The sequence below is a fragment of the Celeribacter neptunius genome (assembly GCF_900113955.1).
Lineage (GTDB): Bacteria > Pseudomonadota > Alphaproteobacteria > Rhodobacterales > Rhodobacteraceae > Celeribacter > Celeribacter neptunius.
This window is the reverse complement of record NZ_FORH01000002.1, coordinates 359,797-379,327: the sequence shown is the minus strand read 5'-3', so window position 1 is coordinate 379,327 and position 19,531 is coordinate 359,797. Positions and strand designations below refer to the sequence as shown.

Sequence of the window (19,531 nt, the reverse complement as noted above, 5' to 3'; positions counted from 1 at the left end):
CGCAGGACATAGTGCGTCGCAAGCGAAACCGTTTGGGAAAAAGAGGGCCGCCATGATTCCAGTCTTTGGCTACGAAGGGCGCAAAGTCGCCGTGCTTGGGCTCGGGCGCTCCGGCCTTGCCACCGCCAGGGCGCTGGTCGCGGGCGGCGCCGAGGCACTGTGCTGGGACGACTCGGTCGAGGCGCGCGACAAGGCCGAAGCCGAGGGCTTTACCATCCACGATCTCACCAGGGGCAATGCGTTCGACGGCATCTCTTGTCTCGTCGTTTCGCCCGGCATTCCGCATCTCTACCCGGAGCCGAACAAGGTGATCGCCCGGGCCTGGGAGGCGGGCGTGCCGGTGGACAATGACATCGGTCTGTTCTTCCGCTCACTGGGGCAGGGCGACTGGATGATGCATGACACGCCGCCGCGGGTCATCGCGGTGACCGGTTCGAACGGCAAGAGCACCACCTCGGCGCTCATTCATCACATTTTCGAAGCTAATGGCACGCCTTGTCAGCTTGCCGGCAATATCGGCCGCGGGGTCCTGGACATCGACGAGCCGATGGATGGCGAGGTGATCGTTCTGGAGCTCTCCTCCTATCAGACCGATCTGGCCCGCGCGCTCACGCCCGATGTCGCGGTCTTCACCAATCTCTCGCCCGACCATCTCGACCGCCACGGCGGCATGGGCGGCTATTTCGCCGCCAAACGGCGCCTGTTTGCCGAGGGCGGGCCGGATCGCGCCGTCGTCGGTGTCGATGAGCCCGAGGGGCGTTACCTTGCCAACCAGCTGGTCGAAGGGTTTGAGGACAATCGTCTGATCCGGATTTCTTCCGGCGAGAAACTCGCCGGTCCGGGCTGGAATGTCTTTGCCCGCAAGGGCTTCCTCTCCGAGTATCGCAAGGGCAAACAGGTGGCTTCGATCGATCTGCGCGAGATGGTGGGCCTGCCCGGGGCGCACAATCATCAGAACGCCTGTGCCGCCTATGCCGCCGCACGCGCGCTCAATCTGCCGCCGCGGATGATCGAAAGCGCTCTCGCCTCGTTCAAAGGTCTGCCGCATCGCTCGCAGCTTGTGCGCGAGCTGAACGGTGTGCGCTATGTCAACGACTCCAAGGCCACCAATGTCGATGCCGCCGCCAAGGCGCTACAGGCCTTCCCGCGCATCCGCTGGATCGCCGGGGGGCTGGGCAAGGAGGGCGGCATTGCCGATCTCGTGCCGCATCTCGGCTCGGTCGCCAAGGCCTATCTCATCGGCTTCTCGGCCCGCGATTTCGCGCTGCAGATCGGCGAGACGCCCTATGAGATTTGCGAGACCATGGAGATTGCCGTGGCCAAGGCGGCAGCTGAGGCGGAGGAGGGCGACACCGTGCTTCTGGCGCCTGCCGCTGCTTCCTTCGACCAGTTCCCGAATTTCGAGAAACGTGGCGAGGCCTTCGCGGCCGAGGTCGAAAAGCTCGGGTGATTTGACGGGCCTGTCCGATTTGCGGAGGGTGGGGACGTTCGAACGATGCGAGACCGCCCGGAACAGCAACGAGAGTTGCCCGGGCGTGCGGTCATGCTGAAAGCATGCCTCCGGCATGACCCGTCCCGGCGGTCAGGCGCATTTGGACCCGCGCGTAACGTCCAGATCTTTTACGGATTTGGCTGCGATAAAATGCAACGTTCAATAGTTGCAGCGCCTGCCCACGGTCCGGCGCACGCCCTCGCCCCGCTTCAGATCCAGCCCAGCACCTGCCACCACAGGAAGTCGAGGGGGATGAAGATCACGAAGCTCAGCGCGGTGATCGCCAGCGTCATCTTCACCAGATGTTTCGGGCTTTCACCGGCGAGCCCCATGGCGACGATCAGCGGCCCGATCTGATAGGGGAAGAGCACGGTGGAGAAACCCAGGACCTGGGTCATCAGCACGGCTTCCAGAGAGAACCCGGTGACCTGCGACAACTCCCCGGCCAGGGGCGTCAGAACCGCGGGCACGCCGGGCATGGTGGTGAAGATCGAGGTGACGATGCCGAGCGAGGAGAGCGAAAAGAAATTCAGGAAATCATTGCCGTCTGAGAGGGGCAGCACGGCGATCACCTGATGGGCGATCAGCGTGCCGAGCCCCGAGGCATTGACCACCGCGCCGAGCGCCAGGGCACCGGCGACGAACAGCAACATGCCGAAATCCACCGCGCCTTTGAACACCGGCGGCGGCACCAGCCCCAGACGCGGGATCAACAGCACCAGCGAGGCGGTCAGCCCGATCCAAGCGGCGTTGATCCCGTGCAGCTGGTCGGTGGCCCAGAACCCGATGGTGGCCAGCAGAACCACCATGAGCAGCCCCTGTTTGCGCGACGAGGTCGGGCTGTCGTCGGTGATCTTGGCAGGCGTCGGGGCGACCCGCGCCGGGAAGAAGATGAGCACCAGTCCGACGATGAAAGCGGATTTCAACAGACCCAGCACCGGGTAATGCAGAAGCAGGTAATCGGCATAGGAGAACTCGACGCCAAAGGCCTTGTCCGCCAGACCCGAGAGGATGATGTTGGGGATGTTCGAGGGCAGGATGGCAAAGCTCGGCATATTGGTGCCGATGGCGATCACCACGGCGACGCCGGTACGCCCCTTGGAGCCTTTCTCGAGCCCCAGCATATCCGCCAGCGCCATGCCCACGGGCACCAGAACGGCGGAACGACCCAAAGAGGAGGGCATGACAAAGCCCAGAACCATGCCGATCACCATCAGCCCGCCGATCAGCATCGGGTAGCTTTTCGACAGATGCGGCCGCGCCACCTCGCCGATCCTGGCGCCCAAGCCGGTGTTGGTGATCGCCGCCCCGATGACGAAACCGGCGATGATCAGCCACATCGCCGAAGAGGTGAAGCCGGAGAACACCACATCGGGCGAGGCCAGCCCGGGCAGCAACAGCCCGGCAAAGAGAAACAGCGAGGCGAGATAACCGGGCACCAGCCCGGTGGCCCAGAAGCCGAGCGTGATCAGGATGATGCCGAAGGTCAGCGCCTGCGGCGCCAACATCGCGCCGGGGGTGAGAAGGGCGATCGCCACGGCGATCAGGGTGATGGCCGCCATGACGGCCTCTCTGAAATAGGTCATGTGCTGTCCTGACGTCTCTTGAGATCACGGGCTGGCAGAGGCACCGGTCGGGCATGGGGCGCGGCGCTTTGGCTGAGAAAACATGTAGGAAAAATACCGCATATGCGGTAGAGCGACATTATGCCAAAGCATGTCGAATACCTGCCAAACGCCGATGCGCCGCCCACCGGGATCGGTTTCGATCTTACCCCCGGCCGTCCGGTGATTGCGCGGCGCGAAGAGTTCCGGGGCGGATACACGGTCGAACCGCACAGCCACCCGCGGGCGCAACTGGCCATGTGCTACAACGGGGTGATGCGGTTGCAGGCGGGCGAAGACGTTTGGATCATCCCGCACAAACACGCGATCTGGATTCCATCGGGCGCGGAGCATCAGCTCAGCACGCAAGGCCCGGTGCTGACCCACCATCTCTATGTTGCGCCGGCCTATGTGCGCCGCGCCGGCCTGCCGCAATCGGTGACCGTGCTGCGCACCACGCCCTTGTTGCGCGGGGTGGTGGAGCGGATGGTCGATGGCGCTTTGTCCCGTGCCGAGACGCGGCGACTGGCCTGGGTGGCTCTGGACGAGATCGGTCGGCTGAAACCGGCGCAGATGCATCTGCCCGGGGGGCGCGATCCGCGTCTGGTGGCGGCGATGGCGATCTTTCTGCGGCACCCGGAAGAGCGCCGGGGGCTTGGTGAAATCGCGCATCAGGTCGGCACTTCGGAACGCACGCTGGCGCGTCTGTTCACCAGCGAGACCGGCAAGAGTTTCCGCGACTGGCGGGCGAGACGACGCATTCTTTTCGCGCTGGAGCGGCTCGAGCAGGGCGAAAGCAGCACCGATCTTGCCGCCCGGCTGGGCTATTCCAGCCCCTCGGCCTTCATCGCCGCCTTCAAACGTGATCTCGGCGCGCCGCCCTCGGCCTTTCGTGGCTGAACACGGGTCTTCGCTAAGGGGGAAATCGCAGAAAAAAGTCACATTCATATTGATTGTTTGATCAAATATTTCCGATCGAAGCTTCTGCGCTGACGAGGAAATCATGAAAAACTTTGCTGTGATTGCGGTCCTGGCCGCATGCTTTACCGCATCGCTTTATGCGGAAAGCGTAAAGACCAATGCAAAGGCGGACAGTGCCGCGGATGCTATGGCGCCGGAAATACCGCGAGATCCGTGAGCACGCGGGGCGGTGGGGAAACGGCAGCGCAGATCAAGGCCGAACGCGCCGGTGCGGAGGCCGAGGACAAATAGATCAACCCATTCGCTATGCCGGACTTTACTATGACCGACTTCGGAATAGCTGAATAGTGATGGAAAAGGCAGTAAAGGCGGTCATGGGACCGCCTTTATGCATGGTTTGTTTAAGTTTTACAGACGCGGTCACACCACGTTGAATTCCGGCCCGTAGGGGTAGCCGGTGATATTCTCGCTGCCGTCTTCGGTGATCACCAGAATATCGTGTTCGCGATAGCCGCCGGCGCCGGGCTGGCCCTCGGGGATGGTCAGCATCGGTTCCATCGAAATCACCATGCCGGGTTCCAGCACCGTGTCGATATCCTCGCGCAGCTCGAGCCCGGCTTCGCGCCCGTAATAATGCGACAGCACACCGAAAGAATGCCCGTATCCAAAGCTGCGGTATTGCAAGAGATCGCGCTCGGCAAAGAAGCCGTTGATCTCTTCTGTTACCGCGGCACAGCTGACGCCGGGTTTCAACAGGCTCATGCCGAATTCATGTGCCGCCACATTGGCCTCCCAGATCTTCCGTGAGGCCGCATCGACATGCTCGACGAACATCGTGCGTTCCAGCGCCGTGTAATAGCCGGAGATCATCGGGAAGCAATTGAGGCTGAGAATATCGCCCGGCTCCAGGACGCGGCCCGTGACCGGGTTATGCGCGCCATCGGTGTTGATCCCCGACTGGAACCACACCCAGGTGTCGCGATATTCGGCATGCGGGAAACGCCTGGCAATCTCCAGCTCCATCGCGTCGCGCCCGGCCATGGCCACGTCGATCTCGCGCACACCGGCGCGAATGGCCTCCTTGATGGCATAGCCTCCGACGTCGGCCACGGCGGCGCCGGCCTTGATCAGCGCGATCTCGGCGGCGGACTTGTGCATGCGTTGGCGCATCGCGGCGGGGGCGATATCGGCGGTCTCGCGCGGGGCGAGGAAGGTATCCATCAGCGCCTTTTGTGCCAGCGTCAGGTGATCGGCCTCGTAGCCGATGCGCTTGCCCGTACCGATGACGGAACGGATCGCCCGCCAGTAGTTATCCCGCTGCCAGTCGGTATAGGTGATATTGTCGCCATAGCCTCTGCGCCAGGGCTGCGCCGCGTCGATCCCGGCGCTGAAGGTGATCACATCGGAGGCGGTCACGACAAGCGCGTAAGGCCGACCGAAGGAACAATAGAGAAAGCCGCTATAGTAGGCGATGCCATGCATCGAGGTGAGGATTGCCGCCTCAACGCCGAGACCGGCCATCTCGGCTCGGAGTTTGGCAATACGGGCCTCATATTCGGTATCGGAGAAGGGCAGCTGTCGCTCGCCTTGGTGAAAACGGTAGAATTCCGGACGCTCCATCGCGTGGCTCCTTGTCGAAGTGCCACTTTGCGGGGCAGGGACTCCCTCCGCGCAAGTGGCAAAGAAAAGTCCCGGCGTTCAGGAAGATCAAAACCGGACCCCGCTGCTGCGGTGGCGACGCCATCGCCTGTCCGTGAGGTGAGCTTTAGGGGATTCCCTGAGCGATGCAAGCCTGTTGCGGCGGTCTTTGGCCTTGTTCCGTGTCAGAAGGGGACCGCCCCAACGGGCTCTGCGCTGCTTCGCTTCTGAGGCTCCGATTTTCGGCATCCCAGCCGCAGATCCGCAATTAATGTAAACTTTCCATAAAAAATTCGGCCACTTTATCGGCTGGCAAGATTGTTCCCCTAGCGTCTCTAGAAATGTATTGTGTGAAAGGGGAACCATATGAACCTTGTTTCGTCTCCCACGAGCCCTATTCCCTCGGTGACCGCCGTTGCGGCTGTGCGGCGCGGAAGCGCGGATGAGGCCGTCGGCCAACAGGCCAAGGCTGCCGTGAATTCCGCCGCGACCGAGGCGACAGCCTCCGGGGCAGAGCTGCCGAAAAATGTCCAGGGGATGGTGGCCTCCGCCATCGCGCGCGGGGCCGAGGCAAGTTCTGTCTTCGCCGCGATTGCGACACCGGCCATCGCCAATGAGACAGATGCGGCCGCCGCCTCCGAGGAGGCGGTCGAGACCGCGCCCGATTCGGATGATACCACCCAGACCCAGGCCTCGCAGTCCCAAACCGCGGAGCAATCGGTCTCGTTTGAGCAAGCGCCGCCACCGCCACCTCCGCCGCCGCCCAGCGATCCGAGCGTCGTGACCGCCGTGAATGGCTATGCCGGTGCCGCAGGGGCCGTGGCCGATGGTTCCGTCACCGCGCTCACCCTGTTGAGCCAGACGGTCTGAGAGCGCTCTGTAGCCTCCACCTCATTTTGACGTCCGGCCTTTGGCCGGACGTTTCTCTTTGGGCCGAGCCGATCGACGCTCTCAATAGTCCAGCGCATCCAGCGTCTGTTTCAACAGCCGCGCCGAGGCGCCAAGCGCCTCGTGTTCGCCATCGTCCAGTTCCGGGAACAGATCCGCGACCACGCCCTGCGCACCGACGATGCGGGGGATCGACAGGGCCACATCGTTGACCCCTTCGACCTTGGGCGTGACGATGGAGACCGAGAGCACGGTCTGTTCATCGCGGGTGATCGCCCGCAACAACCGCTCCAGCCCGGCGCCGATGCCGTACCAGGTCGCGCCCTTGCCATTGATGATCGTATAGGCGGCATTGCGCACGCCATCGTCGATGCGGGCTTTCACCCCTGCGGTGAGCGGCACCCGCATCTGGGCGCCGAACTCCTTGATCGACAGCGTGCCGGCGCGGGCGGAAGACCAGCCCAGGACTTCGCTGTCGCCATGTTCGCCCAGCACATAGGCATGGATCGAACGCGCCGAGACGCCCAGATGTTCGCCAATGAGATGTCGGAACCGCGCCGTGTCGAGAATGGTGCCGGAGCCGATCACCCGCTGGGGCGGCAGGCCGGAGAGCCGGGTGGCGATCTGGGTCATGATGTCGACCGGGTTGGTGGCGACCAGCAGGATCGCATCCGGCGCGGCGTCGAGCACCTTGTCGATGATCTGGCGAAACACTTCTGCGTTACGGGCGAGCAATTCCAGCCGGCTTTCCCCGGGTTTCTGGCCGACGCCAGCGGCGAGGATCACCACGCCCGCGCCTTTGAGATCCTTGTAATCTCCTGCGGTGACCACGGTGGAAGAGGCAAAGGGCACGGCATGGGCAATGTCTTCGGCCTGGGCGCGGGCCAGATCGGCATTGTAATCGACAAAGGTGATCTTGCTGGCGGTGCCCTTGAGCGCGATGGCATAGCCTGCGGCGGAGCCGACCATGCCCGCGCCGACGATTCCGATTTGCATCTGCGATCTCCATGATTGGGAAAGGGAGGGGCGAAAGGTTAGCGCCACCATGCGGGGATTCCGCCCTCCGATCAATGATCGCGATCAAGTCATGCTTTGTCAGGTGTTGCCTGTTGCGAGCGGCCGCTCACCGGATCGAACAGCCCGCCGCCGAGATGCGCATGCCCCCAGCGCATGATCTGCAACAGAACGGGTTCGAGCGAGCGGCCCTCTTCGGTCAACCGGTAGCGATAGCGGGTGGGGCGTTCCTGATAGGCCTCTTTCTCGATCAATCCCCAGTCCTGCAGGCGTTTCAATCTCTCGGAGAGGAGATTGGCGGGGATATGTTCCTCGCTCTCCTGCAACGCCTTGAACCGGTCCTTGCCGTGCCACATCAGGTCGCGCAGCACCAGAAGAGTCCATTTGTCGCCGAGGATCTCGAGCGTGCGGGCGATCGAGCAGCGGGAACGGAAGGTATGGGTGTCGGGGCGCATGGCGGGGTTTCCTGAGCAATGTGCACTACATTTACGTCAAAATCTACGCCAGTCACTTTCAAAATGAAATCTTGTATCGGGTGGGAGGATTTAAGTAACTTTCAAAATGAAAGTGAGTCGCGAAATCAGGAGAAAACCGCCATGCAAGCCATTGGAAATACGCCGCTGATCAAGCTCGCCCATCTGACCGACCCGGAGATGGCTGATGTCTATGTCAAATGGGAGGGCGCCAATCCGACCGGCAGCATGAAGGACCGCATGGCGCTGTCGATGATCGAAGGCGCCGAGGCGCGTGGTGAGCTGAAACCCGGCGGGCGGGTGGTCGAATATACCGGCGGGTCCACCGGCAGCGCGCTGGCCATGGTCTGTGCCACCAAGGGCTATCAGGCGCATTTCGTCTCCTCCAACGGTTTCTCGGAAGAGAAGCTGCAGACGATGCGGGCCTTTGGTGCGACGGTGGAAATCATCGAGGCGAAGGACGGTGTGCTCACCGCCGATGTCATCGACCGGATGATCGCGCGGGCGCGGGTTCTGGCGCAGGAGCCGGGGACGTTCTGGCCGGATCAGGTGAACAATCCCGACAATCCGTGCGGCTATCACGCGATGGCGCGTGAAATACTTGCACAAATCGAAGAATTCGGAGCGGGGCAGGTGGATGAGTTCGTCACCGCCGTGGGCGGCGGTGGTTGCGTCTCCGGCACGGCGGAGGTGCTGAAACAGGCCAATCCGGACACCCGGGTGATCGGCATCGAACCCTATCAGGTGCGCAACCTGTCGGGCGGAGATACCACAGGGACGCATAAGCTGGAAGGCATCGGGCTGTCGTTTCTGCCCGCGATCCTGCGCCGCGATCTGATCGACGATGTGGTGCCGGTGCACGACGAAGAGGCTTACGCAGGCGCGCATCTTCTGGCCCGGCGCGAGGGTATCCTCGCGGGCATCACCTCCGGCGCCAATCTGCATGTGGCGTTGGAGCGGGCGCGGGTGCTCGGTCCTGGGAAGAGCGTAGTCACCATCGCCATCGACAGTGGTCTGCGCTATCTGAATGGCGATCTCTATCGCTGAGCTTTCGGCAAATCCCCGCTCTTGCCCGCAATCTCCCCGTGCGTGCCACAATCTATAGTGGCGTGCGCCCGAAAAAGCCGCTACTCTGAGGTATCAGATCCGGACAACCGGGCGGAACAGGCATGTGCATCGACGTCCCCGGGGCGCTGGCACGAAAATGATAACGAGGCAGTAGGCGGTATCATGACAGAGATGGTTTTCGGCACGGCACCCGTCCGCGTGGGCGAGCCGGTGCTTCCCCGTTGGTGGCGGACAATCGACAAATGGACCCTGTCCTGTGTCTTCATCCTTTTCGGTGTCGGGCTGTTGCTCGGGCTCGCGGCCTCGCCGCCGCTGGCCGAGAAAAACGGCTTTGCCGATCTGTTCCACTATGTCAAACGTCAGGCGGCCTTTGGCGCTGTCGGTCTGGTGGTGATGATCGCGATCACCATGATGGACCCGGCCCGGGTGCGCCGTATGGCGGTGATCGGGTTCGCGGGGGCGCTGCTTGCACTGATGCTGCTGCCGTTTTTCGGCACCGATTTCGGCAAGGGCGCGACGCGCTGGTTCTCGCTGGGCTTCGCCTCTGTTCAGCCCTCCGAGTTCCTGAAACCGGCCTTTGTCGTCACCTCGGCCTGGCTGATGGCCGCGGGGCTTGAAATCGGCGGCCCCCCGGGGCGGCTCTATTCCTTCCTCATGGCGTCTCTCGTGGTGATCCTGCTGGCGTTGCAACCGGATTTCGGTCAGGCCTCGCTCATTCTTTTCGCCTGGGGCGTGATGTATTTCGTCTCCGGCGCGCCGTTGACCCTGCTCCTGGGCATTGCCGGACTGGTCGTTGCAGGGGGCACATTCGCCTATCACAATTCCGAACATTTCGCCCGCCGCATCGACGGATTCCTGAACCCGGCGATCGATCCCACCACCCAGATCGGCTATGCCACCAATGCCATTCGCGAAGGCGGGTTCTTCGGGGTTGGCGTCGGCGAGGGCACGGTGAAATGGTCGCTGCCCGATGCCCATACCGATTTTATCATCGCGGTTGCGGCCGAGGAATACGGGCTCGTGCTGGTGATGGTGATCATCGCGCTTTACGCCACTATTACGGTGCGCTCGCTCTGGCGGCTGTTGAAGGAACGCGACCCGTTCATCCGTCTGGCCGGCACCGGGCTGGCCTGTGCCTTCGGCATTCAGGCCTTTATCAACATGGGCGTCGCGGTGCGGCTTTTGCCGGCCAAGGGCATGACCCTGCCGTTCGTGTCCTACGGCGGCTCCTCGGTGATCGCATCGGGGATTGCGCTCGGCGCGCTTTTGGCCTTTACCCGCACCCGCCCGCAGGGCGAGATCGGTGATATCCTGATCCGTCGTGGGCGGTGAAGTGGCCGGTGACCATGTGGCGCTGAGCAGGAAGAGATCGACATGACCCAACACGCCCCCCTCCTCGTCATCGCCGCCGGCGGCACCGGCGGGCATATGTTCCCGGCCCAGTCGCTGGCCGAGGCGATGCTCGCGCGCGGCTGGCGGGTCAAGCTCTCGACCGATGCCCGGGGCGCCCGCTACACCGGGGCCTTCCCAGAGGCGGTGGAAATCGAGGTCATGCCCTCGGCCACCTTTGCCCGCGGCGGCGTTGCCGCCAAGGCGCTGGTGCTGCCACGGATCGTCGGCGGAGTCGTGAAGGCGATGAGCCGGTTCCTGCGCGACAAGCCCGCCGTTGTGGTGGGCTTCGGCGGCTACCCGGCGATCCCGGCGGTGGCGGCGGCGACGCTGTTGAAACTGCCGCGGATGATCCACGAACAAAACGGCGTCCTGGGCCGGGTCAACCAGGTCTTCGCCAAACGTGTCGACAAAGTCGCCTGCGGCACCTGGCCGACCGCGCTGCCCGAGGGCGTCGAGGGTATCTATACCGGCAATCCGGTGCGTGCCGCCGTCCTGGACAAACAGGGCGCGCCCTATATTCCGCCGGGCGATTATCCGATGGAGCTTCTGATCATGGGCGGCTCTCAAGGTGCGCGCATTCTTTCCGACGTTGTGCCTGCGGCGATCGCCGCCCTGCCGGCGCCGATGCTCGCCAATCTCCGGATCAGCCAACAGGCCCGGGCCGAGGATCTCGACCGGGTGGTGGATTTCTACCAGTCCCGGGGCATTCAGGCCGATGTGCAGACGTTCTTCCACGATGTGCCGAAACGGATGAGCGAGAGCCAGCTGGTGATTGCGCGCTCCGGCGCCTCGACCGTGGCCGATGTCTCGGTGATCGGGCGGCCGGCGATCTTCATTCCCTTCGCGGCGGCGACGGCGGATCACCAGACCGCCAATGCCCGCGGCCTTGTCGAAGCCGATGCGGCGATCATGATCCCGGAGAGCCAGCTCACGCAAGAAAGCCTGGCCGAGCAGATCGAAAACGTGCTGTCCCATCCCCAGGGGGCCACGATGATGGCGCATGCCGCATTGTCGGTTTCGAAACCCGGGGCGGCCGAGGAACTGGCGGCGCTGGTCGAAGACCTGGCCTTCGCAAATTAAAATCCGACCGCCTGAAGGTGGCATGAGACGAGTGAGACCCGAGAGATGAATGCTTCAGTCACCAAATTGCCCACCGAAATGGGCGCCATCCATTTTGTCGGCATTGGCGGCATCGGCATGTCCGGCATTGCCGAGGTGCTGCTCAATCACGGCTACAAGGTACAGGGCTCCGATCTCAAGGCGTCGAAAATCACCGACCGGCTGAAAGAGCTCGGTGCGGTGATTTACGAGGGCCAGCGGGCCGAAAATCTCGACAATGCCGAGGTGGTGGTGATCTCAAGTGCGATCAAACCGGGCAATCCGGAATTGGATGCGGCGCGCGCCGCGGGCCTGCCGGTGGTGCGCCGGGCCGAGATGCTCGCGGAGCTGATGCGGCTCAAATCCAATGTCGCCGTCGCCGGCACCCATGGCAAGACCACCACCACCACGCTGGTGGCGGAATTGCTGGTCTCGGGCGGTATCGATCCGACCGTGATCAATGGCGGTATCATCCATGCCTATGGCTCGAATGCGCGCATGGGGCAGGGCGACTGGATGGTGGTCGAGGCCGATGAAAGCGACGGGACTTTCAACCGTCTACCCGCCACCATCGCCATTGTCACCAATATCGATCCTGAACATATGGAACATTGGGGCACGATCGAGAACCTTCGCAAAGGCTTTTACGATTTCGTTTCGAACATTCCTTTCTACGGGCTGGCGATTTGCTGCACCGATCATCCGGAGGTGCAAAGCCTTGTCGGCAAGGTCACCGATCGCCGCATCGTCACCTATGGGTTCAACGCCCAGGCCGATGTCCGGGCGGTCAACCTGACCTACAAGAAAGGCGTGGCGCATTTCGATATCGTGCTGGCCTCGGAGGATATGGTGATCGAGGGCTGCACCCTGCCGATGCCGGGCGATCACAATGTCTCCAACGCGCTGGCCGCTGTTGCGGTGTCGCGCCATCTGGGCATGAAGGCCGAAGAGATCAAACAGGCGCTGGCCGCTTTCGGTGGTGTGAACCGTCGCTTCACCCGCGTCGGCGAGGTGAATGGCGTCACTATCATCGACGATTACGGTCACCACCCGGTGGAGATCGCCGCCGTGCTGAAAGCCGCGCGTCAGGCCTGTGAAGGCCGGGTGATCGCCGTGCACCAGCCGCATCGTTACTCGCGGCTGCATGACCTGTTCGACGATTTCTGCACCTGTTTCAACGAGGCCGATGTGGTGGGCATCGCCGAGGTCTATGCCGCCGGCGAAGAGCCGATCCCCGGCGCCTCGCGCGACGATCTCGTGGCCGGGCTCATTCGTCATGGCCATCGCCATGCCCGCGCCGTGACCTCCGAGGAGGATCTCGAACGTCTGGTGCGCGAACAGGCGCGCGAGGGCGACATGGTGGTCTGTCTCGGCGCCGGGACGATCTCGACCTGGGCGCATGGGCTGCCGGAACGTCTGGCGAAAGGGTAAGGGAGAGAAACTGTGTCTATGGTGTTGAAAGCACTGAGCTTTGCTCTTCTCGTGCTGCCATGGGCCGCGGTGCCGCTCTGCGGTTGGTTCGCTCTCAAGGACCGGTGGTCCTTCGCCGTCATTCTGGCCCTGCACCTTTGCCTTGGGGCCTGGGTGCTGTTCTACGGTACTGAATTCCTCGCCGCGCATGGCAAGCTCACGGGCGGCCCGTCCGCCGCCATCGCATCCGCCCTGACAGGCGCGCTGACCGCCTTTGCCTTGTCGCTCGCCGTGACGGGCGCCACGCTTCTCTGGCGGCGGAGGCGGGGCGATGTCTGACGGGCTCAAACGACGTATCGGACCGGGATTGCTCACGGCTTACGGCGTGGGCGTCATGGTCGGGGCCGGCATCTATGTGCTGGTCGGTGCGGTCGCAGCCGAGGCTGGGCTCTACGCGCCTCTGGCCTTCTTGCTCGCCGGTCTGATCGCCGCCCCCTCGGCGCTGTCCTATGCCGAACTGTCGACCCGCATCCCGGAGGCCGCCGGCGAGGCCGCCTATGTCGAGGCGGGCTTGGGCTCGAAGCTTCTGGGGGTGATCGTCGGGCTCGCGATCGTTGCGGGCGGCACGGTATCGGCGGCCGCCGTTTTGCGAGGCGGGGCCGGCTATCTCATCGGCTTTCTTGATATTCCGTTCAGCCTTGCGGTGATCTCTCTTGGCCTGATCCTCGTGCTCGTCGCCATCATCGGCGTGTTGGAGAGCCTCGCCATGGCGGCGCTCTTCACGGTGATCGAAGTGGCCGGTCTGGTGCTCGTCATCTGGGCGGGCTGGCAGGGGCCTGCCTCCCCGGATTGGAACCTTGCGGCAGAGCCTTACCTGCCGGGGATCGGCGTGGCGGCGACGCTGGCCTTCTTCGCCTTCATCGGGTTCGAGGATATCGTCAACATGGCCGAAGAGGTGAAGCGCCCGGAACGGACCCTGCCGATTGCCATCATTGCCTCGCTCGGGATCACCACCTTGCTCTATGTCGTGGTCACGCTCACCGCCGTGCGCGTGGTCTCGCTCGAAGAGCTGGGTGGGTCCGAACGCCCGCTGGCGCTGGTCTATGAGGCGGGCGGCGGGCATGTCGCGGTGCTCTCTGCAATTGCCGTGGTCGCGGCGCTCAATGGCGTTCTGGCGCAGGTCGTCATGGCGGCGCGCGTGCTGTTCGGTCTGGGCAAGCGCAACCGGACGCTTGGCCTGTTTCACCATGCCCATGCACGGTTCGGCACGCCGGTTCTGGCCACGGTGCTGATCGGCGCGCTGGTGATTGCTGCGGCGCTCATGCTGCCGGTGGCGGATCTGGCTGGCGTCACCTCGACCATTCTTCTGGTGGTGTTCACCCTGGTGAATGCCAGCCTGATCTTCCTGAAACGCCGCCAGCCGGAGGCGCCGTTCCGCGTCGCGGCCTGGGTGCCGGTGGTCGGGTTGATCTTTGCGCTCCTGGCGCTTGTGGCCTTCGCGCTCGGAGGGGCGTCATGAGCGCGCTTCTCTCTCCTCTCGTGGCTTTGGCGATCTGGGCCCTTGCCACCATGGCGCTTGCGCCGTTACCTATAAGGTACCAGATTCTTCCCGGGCTGGCGCTTCTGCTTGCGCTGCCCGTGATCCTGATCTGGGTCGGTCGGAGCTATGGGCCCTGGCCGGTATTGGTTGGTTGTGTCGCTGCTGTGTCTTTGTTTCGCAAACCGCTGGGTGCGCTTTGGCGTCGTCTCACGCGGGGGATCAGAAAAGGCTGACAGGAGAGCCACATGACTATCTCACTTGCACTGGCCTGTTGCTGGGCGGTGCTGGCGAATGTAATCGCCATGTTCCCGTCGAAGAGCAACCACTGGCCTGCTGCCTATGCGCTGATCGCGCTGGGGGTTCCCCTTTTGGGCTATGTCACCTATGAGAACGGCCCATGGGTCGGGCTTGTCGTCTTTGCGGCGGGCGTGTCGATCCTGCGCTGGCCGGTGGTGTATCTCGGCCGGTGGGCGAAACGCGTGGTGACAAAGGGTTCGGCGGAATGATCTACCCAGAGGTGCGTGGCAAGCTGACCGAGAGCCGCATGTTGTCGGATCTCACCTGGCTGCGCGTGGGCGGGCCTGCGGATGCGTTGTTTCAACCCGCCGATCTCGAAGATCTGCAGGGGTTTCTCGCGGCGCTCGATCCCGCTGTCGCTGTGTTTCCGATGGGCGTCGGTTCCAACCTCATTGTCAGGGATGGCGGTATCCGGGCCGTGGTGATCCGCATGGGGCGGGGCTTCAACCAGATCGGGATCGACGCCGAGGCCGGTCGCGTGACTGCCGGTGTCGCGGCGCTTGACGCCCATGTCGCGCGCAAGGCCGCCGCACAGGGGCTCGATCTGACCTTCCTGCGCACCATTCCCGGTGCTATCGGCGGCGCGGTGCGGATGAACGCCGGTTGTTACGGCTCTTACGTGGCCGATCATTTCGTTTCGGCCAAGGCGGTGACGCGGGCCGGCGCGCTGGTCACGCTCACCGCCGACGATCTGAAGTTTCAATATCGCCAGAGCGATCTGCCCGAGGGCTGGGTGATCACCGAGGCCACGCTCAAAGCGGAAAAAGCCGATCCCGAGGCGCTCGAGGCGCGCATGACCGATCAGCTTGCCAAGCGCGACGCCAGCCAGCCGACCAAGGAACGCTCGGCCGGGTCGACCTTCCGCAATCCGGCCGGGTTCAGCTCCACCGGCAAGGCCGACGATACCCATGATCTCAAGGCCTGGAAGGTGATCGATGATGCCGGGCTCAGGGGCTATTCCATCGGGGGGGCGCAGATGAGCGAGATGCATTCCAACTTCATGATCAACACGGGTGTGGCCACGGCGCACGATCTCGAGAGCTTGGGCGAATCGGTGCGAAAAAGGGTATTCCAAAACGCGGGCATCGCGTTACAATGGGAAATCAAACGCGTTGGTGAATTCGAAGGCGATCCGATCCCGGATGGGCTCGCCGATCTGAAATCAACCGATGTGCAAAAAACGGGTGCATAAGCAGCCAATCCCGGCATAACAGACCGGATCAGACGACAGCGCCCCGAGCAGGGCGTGAAAACAGACCCCGAAACGGGGCGATTTTAAAGGGGCCGCAAAAAGACGGTTCCGATCATATTGAGGCGAGTGGACATGTCGAGCAGGCAGTCCCCGAAAGTTGCGGTCCTCAAAGGCGGTCCCTCGGCAGAGCGCGAGGTGTCTTTGGTTTCAGGTCGTGAATGCGCTGCGGCGCTTCGGGGTGAAGGATTCGAAGTTGTTGAGATCGACGCGGGCGAAGACCTGTGCGCGCAGCTGGCGGCTTGTGACCCCGATGTCGTGTTCAACGCGCTGCACGGTCGTTTCGGCGAAGACGGCTGTGTTCAGGGCATTCTCGAATGGCTGCGCCTCCCTTATACCCACTCTGGTGTCCTGTCCTCGGCTCTGGCGATGGACAAGGAAAAGACCAAGGAAGTCTATCGCAACGCCGGGCTTCCCATCGCGCCGTCGCGGCTGGCGTCGCGTCTCGAGGTCGAAGCCGGTCATGTGATGGAGCCGCCCTATGTGGTGAAGCCCTATAACGAAGGCTCGTCGGTGGGCGTCTATCTCGTGCATGAGGGCGCCAACGCGCCGCGTCTGGCCCAGGAAATGCCGCCCGTCGTGATGGTCGAGAAATTCGTCCCGGGCCGCGAGCTGACCTGTACGGTGATGGGCGACACGCCGCTTTGCGTCACCGATATCCTCACCGATGGCTGGTACGATTACGAGGCGAAATATGCGACCGGCGGGTCGCGCCATGTCTGCCCGGCGGAGCTCCCCGATGAGATCACCGAAGCCTGTCAGGACTATGCGCTGCGCGCCCATCGGGCACTGGGCTGTCGTGGCATCTCCCGGACGGATTTTCGCTGGGACGAGGCGCGGGGGCGCGACGGGCTCATTCTTCTGGAGACCAACACCCAGCCGGGGATGACGCCGACCTCGCTCTCGCCCGAGCAGGCACAGAAAAGCGGGCTCTCCTTTGGCGCCTTCTGCAAATGGATGGTGGAGGACGCCTCATGCGACCGATAGACCCGATCGAATTTGCCAAAGGCCCCACCGTGGGCGGTTCCGCCCGCGTGTCCGAGGCCGTGGCCCGCGCCCTTCGTGCGCGCCGCAACCATGGCGCTGCGCGCCCGCATGATCCGGCGCCCTCGCGCACGGCCTACCGGATGAACCGGCTCTGGCTGACCCCGTCTTTCCGGTTCTTCCTGCGTCGTATCGCGCCGGTTCTGGCCGTGACGGCCTGTGTCGGGCTCTGGTTTGCCTCCGAGGCCAATCGCACCGGTTTCATGGAACGTGTTGCCACGATCAAGAGCGAGATCCAGAACCGTCCCGAGTTCATGGTGAAACTGATGGCGATCGATGGCGCCACCGGTCCGCTGGCCGAGGAAATCCGCACCATCGTGGCGCAGGATTTTCCGGTTTCCTCCTTTGAGCTCGATCTGCCGGAGAAACTCGCCGAGATCGAAAGCCTCGATGCGGTGCAATCCGCACGCCTGCACATCCGGGCCGGCGGCATTCTGCAGGTCGATGTCACCGAACGTAGCCCGGCGGTGATCTGGCGCTCTGCGCAGGGGCTCGAAATGCTCGATGCCGAAGGTCGCCGTGTCAGCGCGCTCGAAAGCCGTCTCGACCGGCCGGATCTGCCGCTGATCGCCGGGGTGGGGGCGGAGCGCGATGTTGCCGAGGCCCTGGCCATTTTGCGCGCCTCCGGACCGCTGCTGCCGCGTCTGCGCGGATTGGTGCGGGTCGGGGAACGGCGCTGGAACCTTGTTCTCGACCGCGATCAACAGGTGCTCCTGCCCGAGACCGACCCGCTCGGCGCGCTGGCCCAGGTGGTGGCGCTCGATCAGTCCCGCGACCTGTTGAACCGGGATGTGATCACCGTGGATATGCGCCGGCCCAACCGGCCGACCTTGCAACTGACCGATGCGGCCCGCGAAGAAATGCGCCGTTTGCGGAGCGTGAAACTTGGAGTGACCAACTGATGACCGATCTCTACGAAGCCCAGCGGGCGATGCGGAACATGCGCAACGCCGCCCTGCAACGCGGCGTGGTGGCCATTCTCGATGTCGGCTCCTCCAAGATCGCCTGTCTGGTGCTGCGCTTCGATGGCGAGGGCTTCATGGGCGGCGATGGTGTCGGCGCGCTGGCCGGGCAATCGTCCTTCCGGGTGATCGGGGCGGCGACCACGCGGTCTCGCGGGGTGCGCTTCGGCGAGATCGACGCCATGGCCGAGACCGAACGCGCCATTCGCACCGCCGTGCAGGCGGCCCAGAAAATGGCCCAGACCCGGGTCGATCACGTCATCGCCTGTTTCTCCGGCGGCACGCCGCGCTCCTACGGGTTGGCGGGGCAGGTCGAGGTCGAGGCCGATACGGTTTCCGAACAGGATGTCGCGCGCGTTCTGGCCGCTTCCGAAGTGCCGGATTACGGTCAGCATCGTGAGGTGCTGCACGCCCAGCCGGTGAATTTCCAGCTCGACCACCGTTCGGGTCTCAAGGACCCGCGCGGTCAGATCGGCCGCAGCCTCGCTGCCGATATGCATATGCTGACGGTGGACAGCGCCGCGATCCAGAACCTGCTCTATTGCATCAAACGTTGCGATCTCGAAGTGGCGGGGCTCGCCTCGGGCGCCTATGTCGCTGGCATCTCGGCCCTCGTCGAGGATGAGCAGGAGCTCGGTGCGGCCTGTGTCGACATGGGGGGCGGGGCGACCGATGTCTCGATCTTCATGAAGAAACACATGATCTACGCCGATAGCGTCCGCATGGGCGGCGATCACGTCACCTCGGACATCGCCATGGGCTTGCAAGTGCCCGCCGCCACCGCCGAGCGGATCAAGACCTTTTACGGTGGTATCCATGCCACCGGCATGGATGATCGCGAAATGATCGAGGTGGGCGGCAACAGTGGCGACTGGGAGCGCGACCGGCGCACCGTGTCGCGGGCCGAGTTGATCGGCATCATCCGGCCGCGGGTCGAGGAGATCCTCGAAGGCGTGCGCGAATGTCTCGATGCCGCAGGCTTTGAACATATGCCGAGTCAGCAGATCGTTTTGACCGGCGGTGCTTCGCAAATCCCCGGGCTCGACACGCTCGCGCCGAAAATCCTCGGCCAGAATGTCCGCATCGGCCGACCGCTCCGGGTTCAGGGCTTGCCGCAGGCCGCCACCGGTGCCGCTTTTGCCGCGGCCGTCGGTCTGTGCCTCTTTGCCGCCAACCCGCAGGACGAATGGTGGGATTTCGAGATCCCGATGGAAAGCTACCCGGCCCGCTCGCTCAAACGCGCGGTGCGCTGGTTCAAGGACAATTGGTGACAGCGGGCGAGAAGCGATTGCGCGCGGCTTCGCCTCTGTGGTAGAATGCGGCAAGGCAGAATACCCGAGCAACGGGTTTGAAACAGGGCAGGCGAGAAGAATCGCCGCCCGACCGGCACCGAGCAGTGCCCGAACAGAATGAGGAAATGCGCATATGCGCGGGTCGAAAC

20 protein-coding genes are annotated in these 19,531 nt (G+C 63.6%); 16 read left to right on the top strand and 4 right to left on the bottom strand.

Going from position 1 to position 19,531, the window contains the following annotated elements; translation table 11 throughout:
- Nucleotides 1-52: 52 nt before the first annotated feature.
- Entirely contained in the window at nt 53-1,450 is a 1,398-nt protein-coding gene (gene murD, locus BM151_RS07975; RefSeq protein ID WP_090059803.1) for a UDP-N-acetylmuramoyl-L-alanine--D-glutamate ligase, read from the top strand.
- Nucleotides 1,451-1,701: 251 nt separating this feature from the next.
- On the opposite strand, the gene BM151_RS07970 is transcribed toward murD, so the two are convergent.
- Complete coding sequence (locus BM151_RS07970) at nt 1,702-3,078, bottom strand: SLC13 family permease (protein ID WP_090059801.1); 1,377 nt, start codon at nt 3,076-3,078, stop codon at nt 1,702-1,704.
- A 120-nt stretch (nt 3,079-3,198) separates the two neighbouring features.
- On the opposite strand from BM151_RS07970, the gene BM151_RS07965 reads away from it, so the two are divergent.
- Both BM151_RS07965 and BM151_RS21950 read left to right on the top strand, forming a co-directional pair.
- A complete protein-coding gene (locus tag BM151_RS07965) occupies nt 3,199-3,996 on the top strand; it encodes an AraC family transcriptional regulator (protein ID WP_090059799.1) in 798 nt (265 codons plus the stop codon).
- A 103-nt stretch (nt 3,997-4,099) separates the two neighbouring features.
- Nucleotides 4,100-4,234: a hypothetical protein gene (locus BM151_RS21950; protein WP_281245292.1), complete on the top strand. Its 135-nt coding sequence runs from the start codon at nt 4,100-4,102 to the stop codon at nt 4,232-4,234.
- Between the two features lie 203 nt (nt 4,235-4,437).
- Here BM151_RS21950 and BM151_RS07960 read toward each other — a convergent pair whose 3' ends face one another.
- On the bottom strand, nt 4,438-5,637 hold the full coding sequence (locus BM151_RS07960; RefSeq protein WP_090059797.1) for an aminopeptidase P family protein: 1,200 nt from the start codon (nt 5,635-5,637) through the stop codon (nt 4,438-4,440).
- A gap of 384 nt (nt 5,638-6,021) precedes the next feature.
- Here BM151_RS07960 and BM151_RS07955 point away from each other — a divergent pair, with 384 nt between their 5' ends.
- Nucleotides 6,022-6,525 (top strand): hypothetical protein, encoded by a 504-nt coding sequence (locus BM151_RS07955; protein ID WP_143093072.1) that lies wholly within the window; start codon nt 6,022-6,024, stop codon nt 6,523-6,525.
- An 81-nt stretch (nt 6,526-6,606) separates the two neighbouring features.
- Here the strand turns inward: BM151_RS07955 and BM151_RS07950 are convergent, their stop codons facing one another.
- Nucleotides 6,607-7,539 (bottom strand): L-lactate dehydrogenase, encoded by a 933-nt coding sequence (locus BM151_RS07950; RefSeq protein WP_090059794.1) that lies wholly within the window; start codon nt 7,537-7,539, stop codon nt 6,607-6,609.
- An 89-nt stretch (nt 7,540-7,628) separates the two neighbouring features.
- Nucleotides 7,629-8,012: a winged helix-turn-helix transcriptional regulator gene (locus BM151_RS07945; protein ID WP_090059791.1), complete on the bottom strand. Its 384-nt coding sequence runs from the start codon at nt 8,010-8,012 to the stop codon at nt 7,629-7,631.
- 141 nt (nt 8,013-8,153) lie between these two features.
- On the opposite strand from BM151_RS07945, the gene BM151_RS07940 reads away from it, so the two are divergent.
- From BM151_RS07940 to ftsA, 12 genes are all read left to right on the top strand, one after another.
- The gene (locus BM151_RS07940) at nt 8,154-9,077 is read left to right on the top strand and encodes a PLP-dependent cysteine synthase family protein (protein ID WP_090059789.1); all 924 of its coding nucleotides are present in this window, start codon (nt 8,154-8,156) and stop codon (nt 9,075-9,077) included.
- Between the two features lie 183 nt (nt 9,078-9,260).
- Nucleotides 9,261-10,430 carry an FtsW/RodA/SpoVE family cell cycle protein gene (locus BM151_RS07935; protein WP_090059788.1) on the top strand — a complete coding sequence of 390 codons (1,170 nt, stop codon included), beginning with the start codon at nt 9,261-9,263 and terminating at the stop codon, nt 10,428-10,430.
- Between the two features lie 42 nt (nt 10,431-10,472).
- Nucleotides 10,473-11,570, top strand: coding sequence for an undecaprenyldiphospho-muramoylpentapeptide beta-N-acetylglucosaminyltransferase (gene murG, locus BM151_RS07930; RefSeq protein ID WP_090059785.1), 1,098 nt, complete (start codon nt 10,473-10,475; stop codon nt 11,568-11,570).
- Nucleotides 11,571-11,615: 45 nt separating this feature from the next.
- Entirely contained in the window at nt 11,616-13,019 is a 1,404-nt protein-coding gene (gene murC / locus BM151_RS07925; protein ID WP_090059783.1) for a UDP-N-acetylmuramate--L-alanine ligase, read from the top strand.
- Between the two features lie 12 nt (nt 13,020-13,031).
- Nucleotides 13,032-13,337: a hypothetical protein gene (locus BM151_RS07920; RefSeq protein WP_143093071.1), complete on the top strand. Its 306-nt coding sequence runs from the start codon at nt 13,032-13,034 to the stop codon at nt 13,335-13,337.
- The gene (locus BM151_RS07915) at nt 13,330-14,517 is read left to right on the top strand and encodes an APC family permease (RefSeq protein ID WP_090059778.1); all 1,188 of its coding nucleotides are present in this window, start codon (nt 13,330-13,332) and stop codon (nt 14,515-14,517) included. The genes BM151_RS07920 and BM151_RS07915 overlap by 8 nt, the downstream gene beginning before the upstream one ends.
- On the top strand, nt 14,514-14,771 hold the full coding sequence (locus BM151_RS07910; RefSeq protein ID WP_090059776.1) for a DUF2484 family protein: 258 nt from the start codon (nt 14,514-14,516) through the stop codon (nt 14,769-14,771). Before BM151_RS07915 ends, BM151_RS07910 begins: the two co-directional genes overlap by 4 nt.
- Before the next feature lie 12 nt (nt 14,772-14,783).
- Nucleotides 14,784-15,044 (top strand): DUF2484 family protein, encoded by a 261-nt coding sequence (locus BM151_RS07905; RefSeq protein WP_090059774.1) that lies wholly within the window; start codon nt 14,784-14,786, stop codon nt 15,042-15,044.
- Nucleotides 15,044-16,027: a UDP-N-acetylmuramate dehydrogenase gene (murB, locus tag BM151_RS07900; RefSeq protein ID WP_090060122.1), complete on the top strand. Its 984-nt coding sequence runs from the start codon at nt 15,044-15,046 to the stop codon at nt 16,025-16,027. Before BM151_RS07905 ends, murB begins: the two co-directional genes overlap by 1 nt.
- A gap of 132 nt (nt 16,028-16,159) precedes the next feature.
- Nucleotides 16,160-17,071 (top strand): D-alanine--D-alanine ligase, encoded by a 912-nt coding sequence (locus tag BM151_RS07895; RefSeq protein ID WP_177213064.1) that lies wholly within the window; start codon nt 16,160-16,162, stop codon nt 17,069-17,071.
- A complete protein-coding gene (locus BM151_RS07890; protein WP_090059771.1) occupies nt 17,059-18,030 on the top strand; it encodes a cell division protein FtsQ/DivIB in 972 nt (323 codons plus the stop codon). The genes BM151_RS07895 and BM151_RS07890 overlap by 13 nt, the downstream gene beginning before the upstream one ends.
- On the top strand, nt 18,030-19,361 hold the full coding sequence (gene ftsA, locus BM151_RS07885) for a cell division protein FtsA (RefSeq protein ID WP_090059770.1): 1,332 nt from the start codon (nt 18,030-18,032) through the stop codon (nt 19,359-19,361). The genes BM151_RS07890 and ftsA overlap by 1 nt, the downstream gene beginning before the upstream one ends.
- The last annotated feature ends 170 nt before the right edge of the window (nt 19,362-19,531 follow it).

What these genes read in the sequence shown, in the direction of transcription:
- BM151_RS07955 (WP_143093072.1), top strand. Translation starts at nt 6,022, where the DNA reads ATGAACCTTGTTTCGTCTCCCACGAGCCCTATTCCCTCGGTGACCGCC.
- murD (WP_090059803.1), top strand. Translation starts at nt 53, where the DNA reads ATGATTCCAGTCTTTGGCTACGAAGGGCGCAAAGTCGCCGTGCTTGGG.
- ftsA (WP_090059770.1), top strand. Translation starts at nt 18,030, where the DNA reads ATGACCGATCTCTACGAAGCCCAGCGGGCGATGCGGAACATGCGCAAC.
- murC (WP_090059783.1), top strand. Translation starts at nt 11,616, where the DNA reads ATGAATGCTTCAGTCACCAAATTGCCCACCGAAATGGGCGCCATCCAT.
- BM151_RS07970 (WP_090059801.1), bottom strand. Translation starts at nt 3,078, where the DNA reads ATGACCTATTTCAGAGAGGCCGTCATGGCGGCCATCACCCTGATCGCC.
- BM151_RS07890 (WP_090059771.1), top strand. Translation starts at nt 17,059, where the DNA reads ATGCGACCGATAGACCCGATCGAATTTGCCAAAGGCCCCACCGTGGGC.
- BM151_RS07915 (WP_090059778.1), top strand. Translation starts at nt 13,330, where the DNA reads ATGTCTGACGGGCTCAAACGACGTATCGGACCGGGATTGCTCACGGCT.
- BM151_RS07935 (WP_090059788.1), top strand. Translation starts at nt 9,261, where the DNA reads ATGACAGAGATGGTTTTCGGCACGGCACCCGTCCGCGTGGGCGAGCCG.
- BM151_RS07945 (WP_090059791.1), bottom strand. Translation starts at nt 8,012, where the DNA reads ATGCGCCCCGACACCCATACCTTCCGTTCCCGCTGCTCGATCGCCCGC.
- BM151_RS07895 (WP_177213064.1), top strand. Translation starts at nt 16,160, where the DNA reads ATGTCGAGCAGGCAGTCCCCGAAAGTTGCGGTCCTCAAAGGCGGTCCC.
- BM151_RS07950 (WP_090059794.1), bottom strand. Translation starts at nt 7,539, where the DNA reads ATGCAAATCGGAATCGTCGGCGCGGGCATGGTCGGCTCCGCCGCAGGC.
- BM151_RS07905 (WP_090059774.1), top strand. Translation starts at nt 14,784, where the DNA reads ATGACTATCTCACTTGCACTGGCCTGTTGCTGGGCGGTGCTGGCGAAT.
- BM151_RS07960 (WP_090059797.1), bottom strand. Translation starts at nt 5,637, where the DNA reads ATGGAGCGTCCGGAATTCTACCGTTTTCACCAAGGCGAGCGACAGCTG.
- BM151_RS07965 (WP_090059799.1), top strand. Translation starts at nt 3,199, where the DNA reads ATGCCAAAGCATGTCGAATACCTGCCAAACGCCGATGCGCCGCCCACC.
- BM151_RS21950 (WP_281245292.1), top strand. Translation starts at nt 4,100, where the DNA reads ATGAAAAACTTTGCTGTGATTGCGGTCCTGGCCGCATGCTTTACCGCA.
- BM151_RS07940 (WP_090059789.1), top strand. Translation starts at nt 8,154, where the DNA reads ATGCAAGCCATTGGAAATACGCCGCTGATCAAGCTCGCCCATCTGACC.
- BM151_RS07910 (WP_090059776.1), top strand. Translation starts at nt 14,514, where the DNA reads ATGAGCGCGCTTCTCTCTCCTCTCGTGGCTTTGGCGATCTGGGCCCTT.
- murG (WP_090059785.1), top strand. Translation starts at nt 10,473, where the DNA reads ATGACCCAACACGCCCCCCTCCTCGTCATCGCCGCCGGCGGCACCGGC.